Raw genomic sequence first — 19595 nt, forward strand, 5'->3', positions numbered from 1 at the left:
CAGGGGGGTGACGCGCTGACAGCGCGGCGCGGGGGGTGGGTCGTCAGACCCTTTCAATGATTCCAGCAGCCCCTTGGCCCATGCCCACGCACATGGTGACCATGCCGTAGCGCTTGTTGTGGCGCTTGAGCGCGTGCACTACGGTGGCCGCGCGGATGGCGCCGGTGGCCCCGAGCGGATGGCCCAGTGCGATCGCGCCGCCCATGGGATTGACCTTGCTTGGGTCCAGGCCCAGCGTGTTCATGACCGCGAGCGACTGCGCTGCAAAGGCTTCGTTGAGTTCGAACCAGTCGATGTCGTCCTGCTTCAGGCCGGCGTATTTCAGCGCGGCCGGAATGGCTTCGATCGGCCCCACACCCATGATGTGCGGCGGCACACCGCGCGAGGCGTAGCTGACGAAGCGCGCCAGCGGCGTGAGGTTGTAGCGCTTCAGGGCGGCTTCGCTCACGAGGATGAGCGCGCCCGCACCGTCGCTGGTCTGCGAACTGTTGCCGGCCGTGACCGAGCCGCGCGCGGCGAACACGGTGCGCAGCTTGGCCAGTCCTTCGATGGACGTGTCGGGCCGCGCGCCTTCGTCCAGGCTCACCGTGCGGGTGGTGGTGCTGACCTCGGCGGTTTCCAGGTTCACGCTGCGTTCGGTCACTTCCACCGGCGTGATCTCGTCGGTGAACTCGCCGTTCTTCATGGCCAGCACGGCGCGCTGGTGGGACTGCACGGCAAACGCGTCCTGCGCGTCGCGCGAGACCTTCCACTGCTGCGCCACCTTCTCGGCCGTGAGGCCCATGCCATAGGCGATGCCGTAACTCTCCACGTCGTCGGTGTTGGTGAAGATGGTGGGCGAGAGGCTGGGCGAGTTGCCCATCATGGGCACCATGCTCATGCTCTCGGTGCCGGCGGCGATCATCACGTCGGCCTCGCCCACGCGGATGCGGTCGGCCGCCATCTGCAGGGCCGAGAGGCCCGAGGCGCAGAAGCGGTTGACCGTGATGCCCCCCACGCTGTGCGGCAGGCCGGCCAGGATGGCCCCGATGCGCGCCACGTTCAGGCCCTGTTGCGCCTCGGGGATCGCGCAGCCGCAGATGACGTCTTCAATGGCCTTGGGGTCGAGCGTGGGCACCTGCGACAGTGCCGAGCGCAGCGCGAGGGCGAGCATGTCGTCCGGGCGCAGGTGTTTGAACGAGCCTTTGTGCGAACGGCCGATGGGGGTGCGGGTGGCGGCGACGATGTAGGCGTCTTGAATCTGTTTGCTCATGGAGGTTCCTAAGTGTCTTGCCCCCTCTCCCGCGTGCGGGAGAGGGTTGGGGTGAGGGCCTGCAACGTCAGCCAGATCTTCTCCAGCACGGCAGGGGTTTCGTTCATGACTTCGTGGTTCCAGAAGCGGATCACCGTGAGGCCTTGCGCTTCAATCAACGCAGTACGCGCTTGGTCGTACGCCTGTTGTCCGCTGTGCTGGCCACCATCGATCTCGATGACCAGACCAGCTTCAAGACAAACGAAGTCGAGGATGTAGGGGCCGAGCGGACGCTGTCTGCGGAACTTGAAGCCTTGAAAGCGGCGACCCTTCAACTGCAGCCAGAGCAGGCTCTCCGCTTCTGCCATCTGACCGCGCAACTCGCGCGCTTTTTCCTTTGCGTCGGCCCTCACCCCAACCCTCTCCCACCCTCTCCCGCACGCGGGAGAGGGGGTAAGTCACTTCGGCCTCGGCGCGTTTCATCACGTCAATTCCGCACCGGCTTGCCCGTGTTCAACATCCCCAGAATCCGCTCCTGTGTCTTGGGGTGCACGATCAGCGAGCAAAAGGCCTGACGCTCCAGCGTCATCAGGTAGTCCTCGTTCACCAGCGTTCCGGGCTCCACGTCGCCACCGGTCACCACGTTCGCGATCAGCGAAGCGATGTGGAAGTCGTGCTGGCTGATGAAGCCGCCGTCGCGCATGTTGACCAGGCTGCCCAGGATGGTGGCCTTGCCGTCGCGCCCTGCCACCGGGAACAGGCGCTTGTGTGGCGCGCGGTAGCCACCGTTGAACAAAGCCTTGGCTTCGTTGATGGCCACAAACAGCAGCTCGTCCTTGTGCGGCACGATCACGTCGGAGTGCAGCACGTAGCCGAGCTGGCGAGATTCGAGCGCGCTGGTGCCGACCTTGGCCATGGCGGCGGCGGTGAAGCCTTCGGTGAGGAAAGGCAGCAGATCTTTGCCGGTGGATGCCTCGGCGTTTTCGGCGGCGCGTCGGGCAATGTAGGTGAGGCCGCCGGCACCGGGCACCAGGCCCACGCCCACCTCCACCAGACCGATGTAGCTTTCCATGTGCACCACGCGGCGCGCGCTGTACACGGCGAGTTCACAACCACCGCCAAGCGCCAGCCCGCGCACGGCGGAGACCACCGGCACGTTGGCGTAGCGCAGGCGCAGCATGGTCTGCTGCATGAAGCCTTCGGCGTCTTCGATGGCGCTCACGCCCACGGCCATGAAGGCCGGCAGCATGGCCTGCAAGTCGGCACCGGCGCTGAAGGGCTCGTCGCCCGACCAGACCACCAAGCCCTGGTATTCCTTCTCGGCCAGGTCCACGGCGGCCATCAAGCCTTCGCAGACCTCGGGGCTGATGGCGTGCATCTTGGTCTTGATGCTGGCGATCAGCACCTGCTCGTCCAGCGTCCAGATGCGGATCGCATCGTTCTCTTCGATCGTGTTGCCGGCGGTCTCGAACTTCGGCCCGGCTTCACCGAGCAGCAGTTCAGGGAAGTGCTGGCGCTGGTACACCGGCAGCTGCAGTCGGCCCTGGAACTCGCCCTTGCCCGGGTTCCACGAACCCTGCGCGGTGTGCACACCGCCGGCCTCGGCCACCAGGCCCTTGAACACCCACTCGGGCAGCGGCGCTTTGGAGAGCGCCTTGCCGGCGTCGATGTCTTCCTGGATCATCTTCGCCACCTCGAGCCAGCCGGCTTCCTGCCAGAGCTCGAACGGGCCCTGCTTCATGCCGAAGCCCCAACGCATGGCCTGGTCCACGTCGCGCGCAGTTTCGGCGATTTGGCCCAAGTGCACGGCGGCGTAGTGAAAGCTGTTGCGCAGGATGGCCCAGAGGAACTGGCCCTGCGGACCTTCGGCGTTGCGCAGCAGCTTGAGGCGCTCCGCGGCCGGGCGCTTGAGCATGCGGCCGTAGACCTCGTCGGCCTTCTCGCCAGCGGGCACGTAGTCCTCGCTGTCCAGATCGAAGCGCAGGATGTCGCGCCCGACCTTCTTGAAGAAGCCAGCCTTGGCCTTCTGGCCCAGATTGCCGAGTTCGATGAGCTTCTTCAGCACGGGCGGCGTGCCGAAGCTGCCGTAGAACGGGTCGGTCTCCAGGCTCAGGTTGTCCTGCAGCGTCTTGACCACGTGGGCCATGGTGTCCAGGCCCACCACGTCGGCGGTGCGGAAGGTGCCGCTGCTCGCCCGGCCCAGGCGCTTGCCCGTGAGGTCGTCGACCACATCAAAGGTCAGGCCGAAGTTCTCCACCTCTTTCATCGTGGCCAGCATGCCGGCGATGCCGATGCGGTTGGCGATGAAGTTGGGCGTGTCCTTGGCGCGCACCACGCCCTTGCCCAGGCCGCTGGTGACGAAGGTCTCCAGGTCGTTGAGGATCTGTGCTTCGGTGGTGGGCGTGGCGATCAGCTCCACCAGTGTCATGTAGCGCGGCGGGTTGAAGAAGTGGATGCCGCAGAAGCGCGGTTTGATCGCCTCGGGCAGCACCTCGCCGAGCTTGGTGATCGACAGGCCCGAGGTGTTGGACGCGACGATGGCGTGCGGTGCGATGAAGGGCGCGATCTTCTGGTACAGGTCGAGCTTCCAGTCCATGCGCTCGGCGATGGCCTCGATGATCAGGTCGCAGTCCTTCAACTGCTCCATGTGCTCTTCGTAGTTGGCCTGGACTATCAGGTCGGCGTCGGCCGCCACGCCCAGCGGCGAAGGTTTGAGCTTCTTGAGGTTCTCGATCGCGCGGGTGACGATGCCGTTCTTCGGGCCTTCCTTGGCCGGCAGGTCGAACAGCACCACCGGCACCTTGACGTTGACCAGGTGCGCGGCGATCTGCGCGCCCATCACGCCTGCGCCGAGCACGGCGACTTTCTTCACTTGAAATCGGTTCATTGGTTTTCCATGAATGGGGAAAGGCTCGCGGTCACTCGACTCGCAACCAGACCTGGGTTCGGTAGAACGGGCCGATGTAGCCGCGCATCTCCAGCTTCTTGCCGTCGTCCACCGGCTTGAGGCGCGTGCGGTAGACCTTGCCGTTGTTCGGGTCGACGATGGTGCCGCCCTCGAACACCGTGGCAGCACCATCGCTGGCCTTGAGGCCGCGCAGGATGGTCATGCCCAGCACGGGCTTGTCCTTGCGATCGTCGGTGCACTTGTCGCACACCGCGTCGGGCTTGCTGTCGGGGTCCAGCAGCTTCTCGATCGTGCCGCTGTACACCCCGTTGCTTTCCTTGATGCGCACCAGGGACTTCTCTTTCTTCGTGTCGTCGTCGATGGTCTTCCACAGGCCCACGGGCGACATCTGAGCGAACGCAGACAACGAAGCCAGCGACAGGGCCAGGGTGCTCACAACGGTCTTGATCATGGAAGTCTCCTGGTGGTTGTTGGGAAACGCGTGTTTACGCCAGGGCGGCGTCGGTGTCCATCAGCACCTTGCTGCCCGAGCGCGCGGTGCGCATCAGCGTCGCGGTCTCGGGGAACAGCTTGGCGAAGTAGAAACGCGCGGTCTGCAGCTTGGCCACGTAGAAGGGGTCGGTGTTGCCGGCGGCGATCTCGCGCAGCGCCACCTGCGCCATGCGGGCCCAGAAGTAGCCGAACACCAGGTGGCCGGCCACGCGCAAATAGTCCACTGCGGCGGCACCCACTTCGTCGGCGTTCTGCAGGCCCTTGAAGCCGATCTCGGTGGTGAACTTGGTGATCTGCTCACCCAGCACGGCCAGCGGGTTGATGAACTCGGCCATCCTCTCGTTGACGCCCTCTTCCATCACCAGCGCGCCCACCAGTTTGCCGAACTTCTTGAGCGTGGCGCCGTTGTTGCCCAGCACCTTGCGGCCCAGCAGGTCCAGGCTCTGGATGGTGTTGGTGCCTTCGTAAATCATGTTGATTCGGGCGTCGCGCACGAACTGCTCCATGCCCCATTCCTTGATGTAGCCGTGGCCACCGAACACCTGCTGGCACTGCGTGGCGGCGTTGTAGCCGTTGTCGGTCAGGAAGGCCTTGGTGATGGGCGTGAGCAGCGACAGCATGTCGTCGCTGTCCTTGCGCACTTTCTCGTCGGGGTGGTTGTGCACCTTCTCCAGCAGCACCGAGCAGAAGATAGCCAGCGCGCGGCCGCCTTCGGCGTATGCCTTGGCGGTGAGCAGCATGCGGCGCACGTCGGGGTGCACGATGATCGGGTCGGCCGGCTTGTCCTTGGCCTTCGGGCCGGTCAGGCTGCGCATCTGGATGCGGTCCTTCGCATAGGCCAGTGCGTTCTGGTAGGCCACCTCGGTCAAGCCCAGGCTTTGGTTGCCCACGCCCAGGCGCGCGGCGTTCATCATCACGAACATGCCCTGCATGCCCTTGTTGGGCTGACCCACCATGGTGCCGATGGCGCCGTCGATCACGATCTGCGCCGTGGCGTTGCCGTGGATGCCCATCTTGTGTTCCAGACCACCGCAGTGGATGCCGTTGCGCTCGCCCAGCGTGCCGTCCTTGTTCACGTTGAACTTGGGCACGATGAACAGGCTCACGCCCTTGATGCCGGGAGGCGCATCGGGCAGGCGGGCCAGCACCAGGTGGATGATGTTCTCGGCCATGTCGTGTTCACCGGCGCTGATGAAGATCTTGTTGCCGGTGAGCTTGTAGGTGCCGTCGGCCTGCGGCTCGGCCTTGGTGCGCATGAGCCCCAGGTCGGTGCCGCAATGCGGCTCGGTCAGGCACATGGTGCCGGTCCACTCGCCGTTGGTCATCTTGTGCAGGTAGGTCTTCTTCTGCTCGTCGGTGCCGAAGGTGTGCAGCGAAGCGTAGGCGCCGTGCGTCAGACCGGGGTACATGGTCCAGGCTTGGTTGGCCGAGTTCATCATTTCGTACATGCACTGGTTCACCACCAGCGGCAGACCCTGGCCGCCGAACGCGGGGTCGCAAGAGAGCGCAGCCCAGCCACCGTCCACATAGGTTTTGTAGGCTTCCTTGAAACCCTTGGGCGTGGTGACTTCGTGTGTTTTCTGATCGAGCTTGCAGCCCTCGGTGTCGCCGCTGATGTTCAGCGGAAAGATCACCTGGGAGGCGAACTTGCCGCCCTCTTCCAGCACCGCGTTGATGGTGTCGGCGTCGATCTCAGCGTGGGCCGGAATCGCCTTGAGGTCGTCGGTGACCTTGAGCACTTCGTGCATCACAAACTGCATGTCTCGCAGGGGCGGGTTGTAAACGGGCATGGGGAAACTCCTGTGCTGGGTTTGCGAAAAAACGAAAAGGAAATCAGCCCCGCGTGCGTGCAGCGGCTGGGGTTTTGGTGGTCTTGCGCGCGGCCGGTGCGGGGGCTCTACCGAAGCGGGTCACGATGTTCTCGAACGCGCGCACCGCGCGGCTGGCCGAATCAGGGCTGCGCAGGAAGCGGGCCTCGTAGTGCAGCGCAAGAATCAGCGCGTGGATCTCGAACGCCATCTGCGCCGCGTCGGTGTCGGGTGCGAGATGGCCTTCTTCAATGGCGATTTCGACCGCGCGGCGCATGGCCGAGAGCCAGGTGTTGACCGAACTCGCCAGCGCGTCGCGCACCGGACCGGGCCGGTCGTCGAACTCGACCGCGCCGCTGATGTAGATGCAGCCCGAATCGATCTCCACCGAGGTGCGCTTCATCCAGTTCTCAAACAGCATGCGCAGACGTGGCAGGCCGCGCGGCGCGTTGATCGCAGGATAGAACACCTCTTCCTCGAAACGCGCGTGGTACTCGCGCACCACCGAGATCTGCAGCTCCTCGCGCGAGCCGAAGTGGGCGAAGACGCCCGACTTGCTCATCTGCATCACCTCGGCCAGCGCGCCGATCGACAGGCCTTCCAGACCGATCTGCGTGGCCAGACCGAGCGCGGCATCCACGATGGCGGCTTTGGTCTGCTGACCCTTCTGCAAGGGCTTGTGGGCCGATGCGTCGGATCGCGGGCTGCGGGTGATGGGGTTCACGCTCATGCGGGTCGGTCCTGATGAAGAGGAAGGGGCAAAAAAGACGACCGCTCGAATAATCGAACGGTCGTTCTATTTTTACCGCAAAAGGCACTTCACGCGCAAACAGGCTGCGCTTTGAGGGAATTTGTTTAGGTGCGACGCCCTAAAAGACACACCACGGCACCCAGCCATGGTGGACCGTGCATGCGCCTAGAGCCTGGTGACCGGCAGCAGCAGCGCGAGGCTGTGCTCGAGGTTTTCGCTGGGCGAGCGTTTGAAGCCGCTGCGCGCGAAACGCTGCAGGCGGCCCACGCAAAAGGCGGTGATGACCGACGCATCGGCCTGCGCGTCCACCGTGGGCGTGACTGCGCCGGCCACCAAGGCCGATTCACGCAGGTTCTGCCGCAGCACCGATTCAATCTTGTCGAAGAACAGGTTCATGCGTTGTTGCAGACGCTCGTTTTCGTAAACCAGCGCATCGCCCACCATCACGCGGGTCATGCCGGGGTTCTTCTCGCCGAACTGCAGCAGCAGCGTGACAAGCTTGCGGCTGCGCGCGTTGCCGTCGGGTTCACGCTCGCCGAGCTGGTTGACCAGGCCGAAGACCGACTGCTCGATGAATTCGATCAGACCCTCGAACATCTGGGCTTTGCTGGCGAAATGGCGGTAGAGAGCGGCTTCGCTCACTTCGAGCCGTGCCGCCAGGCCAGCGGTGGTGATGCGCTCGGCACCGGGCTGCTCCAGCATGGTGGCCAGCGCCTCCAGGATCTGCACCCGGCGCTCGCCAGGTTTGGGCCGCTTGCGACCGGTGCCCTCGGCATGCGCGGCGGCTTCGATCACGCTGGCCGCTTCAAGCGCTGCAGCGTCTTCCGGGGACGGAGACTCGGGGGCATTGGGGGTCATGGGCAGGCGGTCCGATCGGTGGGTGCTGATGGGTGCTGGTGGCCGCGGTGCCGGCCCTGGTTCGTCTTCCTGTTACGAATTTTCGCACATTGCCGCAGCGCCACGAACCCAACGGGGGCGGGGTACCCGATGTCAGTGGGTGATCGCATTCCGCGCCGTGCCAGCGCGCCTGACCCACGGGTCAGTGGCTTTTGATCATGGTGCCGAAAGGCTCGTTGCCCAACACCTCCAGCAAGAGCGCGTGTGGCACACGGCCATCGATGATGTGCACCGCGTTCACGCCGCTCTTGGCCGCGTCCAGCGCGCCGGCGATCTTGGGGATCATGCCGCCGGAGATGGTCCCGTCTTCGACCAGTTCGTCGATGCGCCGGGGCGTGAGCTCGGTGAGCAACTGGCCGTCCTTGTCGAGCACACCACGGATGTTGGTGAGCATGAGCAGCTTCTCGGCCTGCAGCACGGTGGCGAGTTTGGCGGCCACCACGTCGGCGTTGATGTTGTAGCTCTCGTTGTTCTCGCCAAAGCCGATCGGGCTGACCACGGGAATGAACTGGTCGTCCTGCAAGGCTTTCACCACGCTGGGATCGATGCTGACGATGTCACCCACCTGGCCGACGTCATGCTCCAGGTTCGGGTCTTTCTGGTCGGTCATGCGCAGCTTCTGCGCGCGGATCATGGCGCCATCGCGCCCGGTCAGACCCACGGCCTTGCCACCGGCCTGGTTGATCAGGCCCACGATGTCCTGCTGCACCTCACCGGCCAGCACCCACTCCACCACCTCCATTGTCTCCGGGTCGGTCACGCGCATGCCCTGGATGAACTGACCCTGCTTGCCCAGCCGCTTGAGCAGCGTCTCGATCTGCGGGCCACCGCCGTGCACCACCACCGGGTTGATCCCGACCAGCTTGAGCAGCACCACGTCCTCGGCAAAGTCCTGTTGCAGGGCCGGGTCGGTCATGGCATTGCCACCGTACTTGATGACCATGGTCTTGCCGTGGTACTTGCGGATGTAGGGCAGTGCCTGGGCGAGGATCTCGGCTTTGTCGCGGGGGGAGATGGAGGTGACGTCTGGGGGGGTGGTCATGGCTTTGGGCTTTGTGTGGTTTTGAAATTGTAGGCTTCGTATGTTGTGCTTTCTCTTTCGTTGCAGGCCGGGTCTCGGCCCGGCGGCCGACTCACTTTCTTTTGCTTCGCCAAAAGAAAGTAAGCAAAGAAAAGGCGAGCCGAATTCGCTGTCCCTACGCTTTGCTTCGGGCAAGCTGCGTTGCTCGGATCACCCGGGGTGCGCACAAACTTGTCTGCTTCGCAGCCTTCGGACATGTGCGCCCCTTGTCCGGGCGCTCCTGGAGGGGAAGCCCGATCCCGCTTGTGGCCGTGTGGCCGGGCCGAGACCCGGCTCGCCACGAAAGCAACAACATCACGACAAAGACGAAGTAGAAGAAGCAAGCCCAGAGACAGCCTGAAACAAAGCCTGCCGAGCCTGCACAACAACCCGCGCCTTCCACTCATCCGTATCCACATAAAACGCCGCCAGCACGCGAGCCTTGATCGCAGCACGCAAGGCCTCGGGCGCTTCGGGATGCAGGTGCAGCCAATGGTCCCCCCGCAGCGCGTCGATCACCTCTTCGATCGGCACCGTGCCGTACTCCATCGCGATGCCGGTGTACTGCGCCTGCGGACATTCCTCATAAGCGGCGATCCACATCAAGCCCGTCAAGAGGGCCGACGTCGACGAGCCGTCGTAAATGGAAGTCACCGGTGTCTGGCCACCACCACCCCACCATGCCCGGGCACGCTCCAGCGCCACCGCATCGTCGCGGCAGGCGCAGATGCGCTCGCCCAGCCCACTCTCGCCCAAACCGGTGTGCAGGTCGATCCACGCAAGGTGGCGGGCATGTCTGGCGTGGCGGCGAAGCACGTCGCGCAAGGTGCGGTTGCTCCAGGTGGCATCAACACCGCCATAAAACAGGCCATCGGCAAACGCATGCTGCCCCTGCGACACGGCGGCCTGAAAGCGGGTCAGGCCGTGGGCCTGGATGTAGGCTCCGATGACCGCGGCGTTGTCCGGCCCGGGGGGCCACTGCGCGGGCAGCAGCAGCTCGTGCAGTTCGGCGTATGCCGGGTTGGCGGGCAGCGGTTGGCTGAAGTCCTGGAAGTTGCGGTTCAGGTCGACGTTCTCTTGCGTGACACGGCGCACCCACGAAAAACCGTGCGGGTTGAGGGCGTGGATGTAGAGCACCGCCACCCCCGCGTCGCGAGCGTGCTGGCGCCACTCGGCGTCGTGTGCGGCGAACACCTGCACGCCCGAGCCGCAGTAGCCCTCGACCCCGTGGCAGGCGCTGCTGACGATCAGCAGCCGCTCGGCGTTGGCCGGGCCATCGAGCGCCACGTCCATTGCCAGCACCTCACCATCGCGGCCCGGCAGGGGATGGTTGTGGCTGGAGATGGCCATGCCCGCGCTGGCAGCCGCCTCCAGAAACCGCACGCGTGCGCGGGCGTATGACGGGGAGAACGCGTCGGCGGGTGCGATCAAGCAGCCACCCCCGGACGCGGGCGGCCCAACCACTTTTCGGCCAGCTGCACCCAGTAGGTGGCACCCAGCGGAATCAGGTCGTCGTTGAAGTCGTAGCTCGGGTTGTGCAGCATGCAGGGGCCACCGCCGTGGCCCATCTCGCGGTGCGCGCCGTCGCCGTTGGCAATGAAGGCGTAGCAGCCCGGGCGCGCCTGCAGCATGTAGGCGAAATCTTCGGCGCCCATGGTGGGTTCCTGCTCGACCACGCGATCAGCGCCCACGATCTCGGCCATCACCTCGCGCGCGAACGCGGTCTCGGCGGCATGGTTGATGGTGGGCGGGTAGTTGCGTTTGAACTGGAATTCGACCGTGGCGCCGAAGGCCGCGCTGGTGTGTTCGGCAATCTCCTGCATGCGGCGCTCGATCATGTCGAGCACCTCGTAGGTGAAGGTGCGCACCGTGCCCTGGATCTCGCAGCTGTCGGGCACCACGTTGGTGGCCTCGCCGGTGTGGATCATGGTGACCGAGATCACGCCGGCGTCCACCGGCTTCTTGTTGCGCGAGATGATGGTCTGGAAGGCCATCACCATCTGGCAAGCCACGGGCACCGGGTCGATGCCGTTGTGGGGGAGCGCAGCGTGCGAACCCTTGCCGCGGATCGTGATGTGAAATTCGTTGCTCGACGCCATCACCGGGCCGGCGCTCGCGGCGAACGTGCCCACCGCCATGCCGGGCCAGTTGTGCATGCCGAACACCGACTCCACCGGGAATTGCTCGAACAAGCCGTCCTTGATCATCTCGCGCGCGCCGCCACCGCCTTCTTCGGCCGGCTGGAAGATCAGGTAGACCGTGCCGTCGAAATTGCGGTGCTTGGCAAAGTGCTGCGCCGCGCCGAGCAGCATGGCGGTGTGGCCGTCGTGGCCGCAGGCGTGCATCTTGCCTGCGTGCTGACTGGCGTGGGCAAACGTGTTGTGCTCCTGCATGGGCAGGGCGTCCATGTCGGCGCGCAGGCCAATGGCCCGACCGCTCTTGCCGCCGTCGCGCCCATGAACGATGCCCACCACGCCGGTGGTGCCCATGCCACGGTGCACGGGAATACCCCATTCGGTGAGCTTGTCCGCCACCACATCGGCGGTGCGCACCTCCTTGAAACAGAGTTCGGGGTGGGCGTGGAGGTCGCGGCGCACAGCCGCAATGCTGGCGGCCTGCGTGAGGATGGAGTCGATGAGTTTCATGAGGACCTTTGCGCGCCGTGACAAGGGCGTCGAAAACAAAAAGGTCATGGTATCGAAGACCTGCAAGCGCCGAGGCTGCGCAGGAGACACCCCCATCGTCAGGTGGGCCACTTGAGCGGCCGTGACCACCATTGGCCGCAAGGCACGCCGGCCTACCGGCGAATGCGACCGTCTTCGGTCAGCAGCGTGAGTTCAACAAACCGGGAGCCGGTGTGTTTTGTCGGTCCGAAGTCCACCGGAAACCCGCCCAGATTCACGTTCTGCATGCCCTGCACGGCGTTGATGAAACCCTCACGCGTGAGGGCTCTCCCCGCGCGACGCACACCTTCGGTGAACACCTTGGCGGCGACGAAACCTTCCATGCCCGAGTAGTTGGGCTCGACGCCCCGCTTCTCCTTGATGGTCGCCAGGTACTCACCCGAGAGCGGTGTGGCCGGCGTGTAGGGGAACGGCATCACCTGGCTCACAGACACCCCGCGCGCCTCGGCGCCCAGCTCGTCGATGAGGGCCTGGGTCCCCACGAACGAGACGTTGTAGAAGTTGCCGCTGAACCCGGCACGGCGCGCCTGCCGCACAAACGTGGCCACCGCCTTGTACGCTCCGATCTGCACGATGGCCTCGGGCTTCTGGGCCATGATGTCCTTCACCGCCTGCCCCACTTCGATCGTGTTGCGCTCCACCGTGCCCAGGGCCACCGGCTCCATGGTCATGGCCGTCATGGCCCGCGTGACGCCGTCCAGACCGGTCTTGCCGTAGGCGTCGTTCTGGTAGAAGACCGCGATTTTCTTGATGCCGGTGGAGGTGATCTGGCGAACGATGGCGGCCGTCTCGTCAAAGTAGGAGGCGCGCACATGGATGGCGTAGCGGTTGAACGGTTCGCGCAACGCCTGCGCGCCGGTGAACGGCGCGAAGAACGGCACCTTGGCGGTGGTGGCCAGCGGCAGGGCGGCCAGGCTCGTGGGCGTGCCGATGTAGCCAAACAGGGCGAACACGTCGTCAGCAATGAGCTGGCGGGTGTTGGCGGCGCAGCGCTCGGGCTCGTAGCCGTCGTCCAGCCGCTTGATCTCGATCGTGCGGCCGTTGACCCCGCCTTTGGCGTTGACCGTGTCGAAGTAGGCCTGCGCGCCCAGATGGAACTGCAAGCCCAGCTGCACGGCCGCGCCGGTGAAGGGTGCGGACTGCCCCAGGACGATGCGGGCGTCGGTCAAGGCGGCGCTCTGCGCGCTGGCGGATGCGCCCCAGGAAGCCAGGGCCCCCGAGCCAACCAGCTTGCACACTTGGGATAGGGCTTCACGACGCTGCATGCGGATACTCCTGATATGCTGATTTGGACACCGAGCAGGGTAAAGCAAGCGCCCTGCCATCCCGACGTACCGACTCCTTTTGGCAACACCCATCCGATGAACACGACTGCGCTCACGATCCGCGGTGCCTGTCCCCACGATTGCCCCGACACCTGTTCCCTGGTCACCACGGTGGAGGGCGGCGTGGCCGTGCGGGTGCAGGGCAACGCCGACCACCGACACACCGACGGCGTGCTGTGCACCAAGGTGTCGCGCTACACCGAGCGCACCTACCACCCCGAGCGCCTGCTGCACCCGCTCAAACGCACCGGCCCCAAGGGCAGCGGGCAGTTCGAACGCGTGAGCTGGGACGACGCATTGGACACGATTGCCGACCGCCTGAAGACCATTGCGGCCCGAGACCCGCAGGCCGTTCTGCCGTACAGCTACGCCGGCACCATGGGGCAGGTGCAGGGTGAAGGCATGGCCGCGCGCTTTTTCCACCGGCTCGGCGCCTCGTTTCTGGAGCGCACCATTTGTGCATCGGCTGGCGGCGAGGCGCTGGTGCAGACGCTGGGTGGCAAGGTCGGCATGAAGGTGGAGCACTTTGCGACATCGAAGTTGATCCTGATCTGGGGCAGCAACTCCATCGGCAGCAACCTGCATTTCTGGCGTCTGGCCCAGCAAGCCAAGCGCGACGGCGCGCGGCTGGTCTGCATCGATCCGCGTCGTTCAGAGACGGCTGAGAAGTGCCACGAACACATCGCCCTGCGCCCGGGCACCGACGCGGCGTTGGCACTCGCGCTCATGCACCAGCTCATCACGCACGACTGGCTGGACCACGACTACATAGCGCAGCACACGCTGGGCTGGGAGGGTCTTCGCGAGCGCGCGCTGCAGTGGCCCCCCGAGCGCGCGGCACAGGTGTGCGGCATCCCGGTGCAGCAGATCACCGATCTGGCGCGCGCATACGGCACCACCAAGCCGGCCGCCATCCGCCTGAACTACGGCATGCAGCGCGTGCGCGGCGGCGGCAACGCGGTGCGTGCCATCGCCTGCCTGCCCGCGCTGGTGGGCGCCTGGCGCCAGCCCGCGGGCGGCTTGCTGCTCTCCAGCTCGGGCCAGTTCCCGGTGGACCGCGCAGCCCTGCACCGGCCCGACCTGCTGGCCGGCAGAAGCCCGCGCACCATCAACATGAGCACCATCGGCAACGATCTGCTCAACGAAGGTTCGACCGGCTTCGGGCCCAAGATCGAAGCGCTGATCGTCTACAACAGCAACCCGGTGGCGGTGGCACCCGAATCGGGCAAGGTGGTGCAAGGCTTCCTGCGCGAGGGCCTGTTCACCGTGGTGCTGGAGCATTTCAAAACCGACACCGCCGACCACGCCGACATCATCCTGCCGGCCACCACGCAGCTGGAGCACTGGGACATCCACACCAGCTACGGTCACACCGACGTGCTGCTCAACCGCCCGGCCATCGCACCGGTGGGCGAGGCCCGCACCAACACCGACATCTTCCGCGCGCTGGCCGCGCGCATGGGCTTTGACGATCCGTGTTTTCAGGACGACGACGAGACCCTGTGCCGCACCGCATTTGGCAACGCGGTGGATTTCCAGCAACTGCTCGACCAGGGTTTCACCACCCTGCCGGTGCCCGAAGCACCGTATGCCAACGGCGGCTTCCCCACGCCTTCGGGCCGCTGCGAGTTCTTCAGCACGCGCCTGGCCGCGCAGGGCATGGACGGCCTGCCCGACCACCTGCCCAACCACGAACTGCAAGGCTCGTCGCCGGCCTACCCGCTGGCCATGATCTCGCCACCGGCGCGCAACTTCCTCAACTCCAGCTTCGTCAACGTGCAGAGCCTGCGCGACATCGAAGGCGAACCGTTGCTGGAGATCCACGCCGACGACGCCGCCCTGCGCGGCATCGAGACTGGCCATATGGTGCGTGTGTTCAACGACCGTGGCGAATACCGCTGCAAGGCCAAGGTGTCGACACGGGCGCGGCCCGGCGTGGTCAACGGCCTGGGCATTTGGTGGCGCAAGCTCGGACCAGCGGGCACCAACGTGAACGAAGTCACCAGCCAGCAGCTCACCGACATGGGTCGTGGTCCGGTGTTCTACGACTGTCTGGTCGAAGTGGCCAGCGTGCCCTGAGGTCGCCATGAAGCGGTTGCCGGCACTCGCATTCATGGCCATGCTGAGCGCCGGCTGCGCGAGCAACACGGCTGGCGTGGGCTACTACTGGCAGTCGGTCAGCGGGCACCTGAAACTGATGCAGGCCGCGCGCCCGGTCGACGACTGGCTGGCCGACGAAGCCGCTCCGTCCAGACTCAAGGAACGGCTGGAGAAGGCCCGGCGCATCCGCCAGTTCGCGGTGAGCGAGCTCGCCCTGCCCGACAACGCCAGCTACCACCGCTACGCCGACCTGCAGCGACGCGCCGCTGTCTACAACGTGGTGGCCGCACCTGCGCTCTCGCTCACACTGGAGACCTGGTGCTTCCCGGTGGCGGGTTGCGTGGGCTACCGCGGCTACTTTCTGGAGTCGGATGCACGGTCCTTCGCCGACAGCCTGGACGAGGCGCTGGAGGTGGCGGTTTACCCGGTTCAGGCCTACTCCACCCTGGGCTGGATGAACTGGGCCGGCGGCGACCCGCTGCTCAGCACCTTCATCACGTACCCCGAGGGCGAGCTCGCGCGCATCATCTTCCACGAGCTCTCGCACCAGGTGGTCTACGTACAGAACGACACCGCGTTCAACGAGTCGTTCGCCACCACGGTCGAGCGGCTTGGCGGGGCCCGGTGGCTCAACCGGTCAACCGACCAGGCCCGCGCCGACTACGCCACCTTCGACAACCGCCGCCGCGCCTTCCGCGCCCTCACCCGCTCCACCCGCGAGCGTCTCAAAGCCATTTATGAAGATGCCCACCTGCTGGATGACACCAAGCTGCAACGCAAAGCCGTCGCCATGGCCGATTTCCGGCAACAGTACGAGCGCCTGAAAGCCGGCTGGAACGGTTACGCCGGTTACGACCCTTTTGTGGCGGCGGCCAACAACGCCACCTTTGCTGCGCAGGCGGCCTACGACGATTGGGTGCCCGCGTTTGAAGCGCTGTTCGAGCGCGAGGGCCGCGATTTCACGCGGTTTTATGATGCGGTGCGCGCGCTGGCCCATCGCCCGAAAGAAGAGCGCCAGGCCGCCCTGCGAGAGCTGGCACCAGCCGCCTTCGCAGCCAACCACCACGACTGCCCCTGACAACAACACGCGAGACACCCATGGCCGACATCCACATCGAACGCGATCACCAACTCGGCATGGGCGCTGCGCGCAAACTTGCCTGGCGCTGGGCGGAACAGGCCGAGAACGACTTCGACATGAGTTGCACCTATGAAGAAGGTGGCGACTGCGACGAAGTGCAGTTCACCCGCTCGGGCGTGAGTGGCACGCTCAAGGTGTCGGCGGAAAAGTTTGAACTCGATGCGCGCCTGGGCTTCCTGCTGGGCGCCTTCAAGGACCGCATCGAGAGCGAAATCGTGAAGAACCTCGACGAACTGCTGGCGGCGAAGAAGCCGGCCGCCAAAAAGAAGAAGGCTGGCTGAGGATCAGCTCAGGCTCTGGATGAGGTCGATGTACTGCTGCATCGCGTCATCTTTTCCGGTGCCCTTGAAACCGTTCCACGCGTCCCACTTGGCGCGACCGACCATGTCGCCAAAACCGGGCTTCTTGCCTTCGACATCACCCTCCGTGGCTTGTTTGTACAACGCGTAGATCTTCAACAGCGTCGCGTTGTCGGGGCGCTCGCTCAGGTTCTTGGAATTCGCCACCGCGGCTTCGAATAGGGACTTGAGATCGGCCATGAATGCTCCTGTTGTTGAAATGATCGCCTGACCAACCCGCAGCGGGCTTAGGGCTCTCCCGATATCTTACGGTTGGAGGCCTCTGCACAATAGACCCACAAGCCAAGACCCGCACAGCCACCCGAGGAGCATCCATGGTTCAACGCGTCGCCGCCCGCAGCGGCACCCCTGCGGCGCGTGCCGCCCGCCCCCGCGCGCCCCGCAAGACCGCCATCAACGGCGCGCCGGCCGGCGTGCTGCCTGCGGTGAAGCAGGCGCTGTCCAGCACGCTCGGGCTGGAAGGTGAGCGCATGAGCAAGGTCGACACGGCCTGGCTGCGCATGGATTCACCGTCCAACCTCATGATGATCATGGGTGTGTGGATCCTCAAGCCGGGCATCACCCTGGCGGCCTTGAGCGAGCGGGTGCGGGAGCGGATGCTGCCCTACCGCCGCTTCGTGCAGGCGGCGCGCGAAGACGCCACCGGCGCCCACTGGATCGACGACGCCGACTTTCGCCTGGACCGCCACGTGGTGGCGCACCGGCTCTCGCGGACCGGCGCGCAGAGCGAACAGGACGCCCTGCAGGCCCGCGTGGCCGAGCTCGCCATGCAGCCACTGGACCGGCAGCACCCGCTGTGGCGCTTCGAGTTGATCGAGCAGTACGACGGTGGCTCGGCGCTGGTCGCACGCATCCACCACTGCATCGCCGACGGCATTGCACTCATCGGGGTGATGATGAGTCTGGTCGACGGTGGCGGTGCACCGCCGCAGCGCAAGAGCCACAAGACCCCCAAGCCGGGCCTGGACGGGGCCGAAGACTGGGTGGTCGACACGCTGATCCGGCCCTTCGGCGACCTCACCGCGAAGGCGCTTGAAGCCGCTGGCGGGGGCGCTGCCAAATCGTTTGCAATGCTGGCGTCACCCCAGCAGAGCCTGACCGACTCGCTCGGCCAGGCGGTGGATCTGGCCCGCATGGGAGGCCAGCTGGCCAGCGACGTGGCCGCGCTGGCCCTCATGCCCGACGACTCACCCACGCGGCTCAAAGGCCAGCCCGGCAACACCAAACGCGTGGCCTGGTGCGAACCCATCCCACTGGACGAAGTGAAGGCGATCAGCAAAGCATTGAACTGCTCCGTCAACGACGTGTTGCTGGCCTGCGTGGCCGGGGCCATCGGCGCCTACCTGAATGCCATGGGCGACGACACGCAGGGCAAGGAGATCCGCGCCATGGTGCCGATCAACCTGCGCCCGATGGAAGATGCCTGGAAACTGGGCAACCGTTTTGGCCTCGTGCCCCTGGTGCTGCCCATTGGCTGCACCAACCCGGTGGAACGCGTGTTCACCGTGCGTTCGCGCATGAACGATCTCAAAGGCAGCCTGCAGCCGCTGCTGACCTTCGCCCTGTTGTCGGTGGCTGGCCTGCTGGTCAAGCCTGCGCAGGATGCGCTGCTCAGCCTGTTTGGCCGCAAGACCACGGCGGTGATGACCAATGTTCCGGGCCCGGTCGCCAAGCTCAAGGTGTGCGGCTCCACGCTGGAGCAAAACATGTTCTGGGTGCCGCAGACAGGGACCGTGGGGCTGGGTGTGTCGATCCTGAGCTACGGCGGTGGCGTGCAGTTCGGCGTGATGGCGGACACCACGCTGTGCCCGGAGCCTCAGCGCATCATCGACGCGTTCGAGCCGGAGTTCAGGCGTTTGCTGACCTTGACCTTGATGCTGCCCTGGGGTGAGGCCAAAGCCTAAGCCAAGGCCAGGCGGCGCGCAGCCATCTCCAGCAGCCCGTCAAAGATCAGACCCTCCACCAGCTCGACCTGCAGCGCCATGCTCGGGGCCATCTTCCAGCCGGCACCGCCGGTCATGAAACACACCGGTTCATCGCCGCAATGGCGGCGCAGGTTGTCCACCATGCGCTGCACCGCGCCGGCAATGGCAAAGGTGCCGCCGCTGGTGAGCGCGTCGCTGGTGTTGGTGGGGAAGTCGCGCACCTCGCCGGTGGGCACGTGCAGGCCGGCCGTGCCGGACTCGAGCGCGCGCAGCATGATGCCGTGGCCCGGCAGGATGATGCCGCCCAGGAACCGCCCGTCGGTGTCGATGGCCTCCACCGTCACGGCGGTGCCCACCATCACCACCACACAAGGCCGCGCCAGGCCCCGCGAGACCAAGCGATGGCGCGCGCCGATGATGGCGACCCAGCGGTCCGATCCGAGCCGCGCCGGGTGGTCGTAGCCGTTGGTCACCCCCGCTTCGGCATTGCTGGAGACCACCCACTGCGGAGTCACGTCCCACAGCTCAAGCTGTTCTTCAACCCGGCGTTTGACCGCATCGCCCGCCACCACACACCCCAACACCCAGCGCGGCGCGGCCAGGTCGGCCCAATCACCCTCGGCCAGGGTTTCGATGTTTTCGAGGAACTGCGCGCCTTGGGCAATCAGACGCGCACCCGAACGCGGCTCCTCGTACAAGGCCCATTTGAGGCGGGTGTTGCCAACGTCCAAGGCCAGGAAAGTCATGCGCGGATTATGACCACGCAAACCGGGGGGAGTTTGCGCACTGCAACATCGATAGGAACGCAGCAGCGAAGTGTGGAGTGTGGCAACGGGCCAGCCGCCGGGCCGCCCCCAAGGCAGGCCCAGCCCCCTCGGGGGGCAGCGGACCACGCGCAGCCGGGGAGCGTGGGG

Annotated in this window: 17 protein-coding genes; 4 read left to right on the forward strand and 13 right to left on the reverse strand. The window is 65.6% G+C overall.

The genetic code is table 11. The features are described 5' to 3' along the window. Positions 1-43 precede the first annotated feature (43 nt). The 11 genes from ASE11_RS10680 to ASE11_RS10730 all read right to left on the reverse strand — a co-directional run bounded on the left by ASE11_RS10680 (position 44) and on the right by ASE11_RS10730 (position 13096). On the reverse strand, positions 44-1252 hold the full coding sequence (locus tag ASE11_RS10680; RefSeq protein ID WP_056270369.1) for an acetyl-CoA C-acyltransferase: 1209 nt from the start codon (positions 1250-1252) through the stop codon (positions 44-46). Positions 1253-1260: 8 nt separating this feature from the next. Further along, entirely contained in the window at positions 1261-1644 is a 384-nt protein-coding gene (locus ASE11_RS10685; protein ID WP_200959335.1) for an endonuclease domain-containing protein, read from the reverse strand. 74 nt (positions 1645-1718) lie between these two features. Beyond that, positions 1719-4118, reverse strand: a complete 2400-nt coding sequence (locus ASE11_RS10690) for a 3-hydroxyacyl-CoA dehydrogenase/enoyl-CoA hydratase family protein (RefSeq protein WP_056270374.1) — start codon at positions 4116-4118, stop codon at positions 1719-1721. Positions 4119-4149: 31 nt separating this feature from the next. Continuing rightward, a complete protein-coding gene (locus ASE11_RS10695; RefSeq protein ID WP_200959336.1) occupies positions 4150-4590 on the reverse strand; it encodes a DUF2147 domain-containing protein in 441 nt (146 codons plus the stop codon). Between the two features lie 34 nt (positions 4591-4624). Next, a complete protein-coding gene (locus ASE11_RS10700; protein ID WP_056270377.1) occupies positions 4625-6421 on the reverse strand; it encodes an acyl-CoA dehydrogenase C-terminal domain-containing protein in 1797 nt (598 codons plus the stop codon). Positions 6422-6464: 43 nt separating this feature from the next. After that, positions 6465-7169 carry a TetR/AcrR family transcriptional regulator gene (locus ASE11_RS10705; RefSeq protein ID WP_056270379.1) on the reverse strand — a complete coding sequence of 235 codons (705 nt, stop codon included), beginning with the start codon at positions 7167-7169 and terminating at the stop codon, positions 6465-6467. A gap of 186 nt (positions 7170-7355) precedes the next feature. Then, positions 7356-8048, reverse strand: coding sequence for a nucleoid occlusion factor SlmA (gene slmA / locus ASE11_RS10710; RefSeq protein ID WP_082585662.1), 693 nt, complete (start codon positions 8046-8048; stop codon positions 7356-7358). 181 nt (positions 8049-8229) lie between these two features. Continuing rightward, complete coding sequence (gene argB / locus ASE11_RS10715; RefSeq protein WP_056270385.1) at positions 8230-9129, reverse strand: acetylglutamate kinase; 900 nt, start codon at positions 9127-9129, stop codon at positions 8230-8232. Between the two features lie 333 nt (positions 9130-9462). Next, entirely contained in the window at positions 9463-10578 is a 1116-nt protein-coding gene (locus ASE11_RS10720; RefSeq protein WP_056270388.1) for a M14 family metallopeptidase, read from the reverse strand. After that, positions 10575-11792 carry a M20 aminoacylase family protein gene (locus ASE11_RS10725; protein WP_056270391.1) on the reverse strand — a complete coding sequence of 406 codons (1218 nt, stop codon included), beginning with the start codon at positions 11790-11792 and terminating at the stop codon, positions 10575-10577. Before ASE11_RS10725 ends, ASE11_RS10720 begins: the two co-directional genes overlap by 4 nt. Positions 11793-11944: 152 nt before the next feature. After that, positions 11945-13096 carry an ABC transporter substrate-binding protein gene (locus ASE11_RS10730; protein WP_056270394.1) on the reverse strand — a complete coding sequence of 384 codons (1152 nt, stop codon included), beginning with the start codon at positions 13094-13096 and terminating at the stop codon, positions 11945-11947. A gap of 96 nt (positions 13097-13192) precedes the next feature. On the opposite strand from ASE11_RS10730, the gene ASE11_RS10735 reads away from it, so the two are divergent. Genes ASE11_RS10735 through ASE11_RS10745 form a run of 3 tightly spaced genes read left to right on the forward strand, consistent with a single transcriptional unit; the run spans position 13193 to position 16678 of the window. Further along, positions 13193-15235, forward strand: coding sequence for a molybdopterin-dependent oxidoreductase (locus ASE11_RS10735; RefSeq protein ID WP_056270396.1), 2043 nt, complete (start codon positions 13193-13195; stop codon positions 15233-15235). A 7-nt stretch (positions 15236-15242) separates the two neighbouring features. Next, entirely contained in the window at positions 15243-16334 is a 1092-nt protein-coding gene (locus ASE11_RS10740) for an aminopeptidase (RefSeq protein ID WP_056270399.1), read from the forward strand. Between the two features lie 20 nt (positions 16335-16354). Next, positions 16355-16678: a polyhydroxyalkanoic acid system family protein gene (locus ASE11_RS10745; RefSeq protein WP_056270402.1), complete on the forward strand. Its 324-nt coding sequence runs from the start codon at positions 16355-16357 to the stop codon at positions 16676-16678. 3 nt (positions 16679-16681) lie between these two features. Here ASE11_RS10745 and ASE11_RS10750 read toward each other — a convergent pair whose 3' ends face one another. Then, the gene (locus ASE11_RS10750; RefSeq protein WP_056270405.1) at positions 16682-16936 is read right to left on the reverse strand and encodes an acyl-CoA-binding protein; all 255 of its coding nucleotides are present in this window, start codon (positions 16934-16936) and stop codon (positions 16682-16684) included. Positions 16937-17070: 134 nt separating this feature from the next. Between ASE11_RS10750 and ASE11_RS10755 the strand changes: the two genes are divergently transcribed. Continuing rightward, entirely contained in the window at positions 17071-18660 is a 1590-nt protein-coding gene (locus tag ASE11_RS10755; RefSeq protein WP_414842441.1) for a wax ester/triacylglycerol synthase family O-acyltransferase, read from the forward strand. On the opposite strand, the gene ASE11_RS10760 is transcribed toward ASE11_RS10755, so the two are convergent. Next, positions 18657-19427, reverse strand: coding sequence for a type III pantothenate kinase (locus ASE11_RS10760; RefSeq protein WP_056270407.1), 771 nt, complete (start codon positions 19425-19427; stop codon positions 18657-18659). The two genes, ASE11_RS10755 and ASE11_RS10760, sit on opposite strands and share 4 nt — an antisense overlap. Between the last annotated feature and the right edge of the window lie 168 nt (positions 19428-19595).

The sequence above is a fragment of the Hydrogenophaga sp. Root209 genome (assembly GCF_001428625.1).
Taxonomy (GTDB): Bacteria; Pseudomonadota; Gammaproteobacteria; order Burkholderiales; family Burkholderiaceae_C; genus Hydrogenophaga.

Coding starts and splice junctions, on each gene's coding strand:
- ASE11_RS10755 (WP_414842441.1), top strand. CDS start 17,071: ATGGTTCAACGCGTCGCCGCCCGCAGCGGCACCCCTGCGGCGCGTGCC.
- ASE11_RS10735 (WP_056270396.1), top strand. CDS start 13,193: ATGAACACGACTGCGCTCACGATCCGCGGTGCCTGTCCCCACGATTGC.
- ASE11_RS10750 (WP_056270405.1), bottom strand. CDS start 16,936: ATGGCCGATCTCAAGTCCCTATTCGAAGCCGCGGTGGCGAATTCCAAG.
- ASE11_RS10705 (WP_056270379.1), bottom strand. CDS start 7,169: ATGAGCGTGAACCCCATCACCCGCAGCCCGCGATCCGACGCATCGGCC.
- ASE11_RS10695 (WP_200959336.1), bottom strand. CDS start 4,590: ATGATCAAGACCGTTGTGAGCACCCTGGCCCTGTCGCTGGCTTCGTTG.
- ASE11_RS10690 (WP_056270374.1), bottom strand. CDS start 4,118: ATGAACCGATTTCAAGTGAAGAAAGTCGCCGTGCTCGGCGCAGGCGTG.
- ASE11_RS10725 (WP_056270391.1), bottom strand. CDS start 11,792: ATGAAACTCATCGACTCCATCCTCACGCAGGCCGCCAGCATTGCGGCT.
- ASE11_RS10760 (WP_056270407.1), bottom strand. CDS start 19,427: ATGACTTTCCTGGCCTTGGACGTTGGCAACACCCGCCTCAAATGGGCC.
- ASE11_RS10730 (WP_056270394.1), bottom strand. CDS start 13,096: ATGCAGCGTCGTGAAGCCCTATCCCAAGTGTGCAAGCTGGTTGGCTCG.
- ASE11_RS10740 (WP_056270399.1), top strand. CDS start 15,243: ATGAAGCGGTTGCCGGCACTCGCATTCATGGCCATGCTGAGCGCCGGC.
- slmA (WP_082585662.1), bottom strand. CDS start 8,048: ATGACCCCCAATGCCCCCGAGTCTCCGTCCCCGGAAGACGCTGCAGCG.
- ASE11_RS10745 (WP_056270402.1), top strand. CDS start 16,355: ATGGCCGACATCCACATCGAACGCGATCACCAACTCGGCATGGGCGCT.
- ASE11_RS10700 (WP_056270377.1), bottom strand. CDS start 6,421: ATGCCCGTTTACAACCCGCCCCTGCGAGACATGCAGTTTGTGATGCAC.
- ASE11_RS10680 (WP_056270369.1), bottom strand. CDS start 1,252: ATGAGCAAACAGATTCAAGACGCCTACATCGTCGCCGCCACCCGCACC.
- argB (WP_056270385.1), bottom strand. CDS start 9,129: ATGACCACCCCCCCAGACGTCACCTCCATCTCCCCCCGCGACAAAGCC.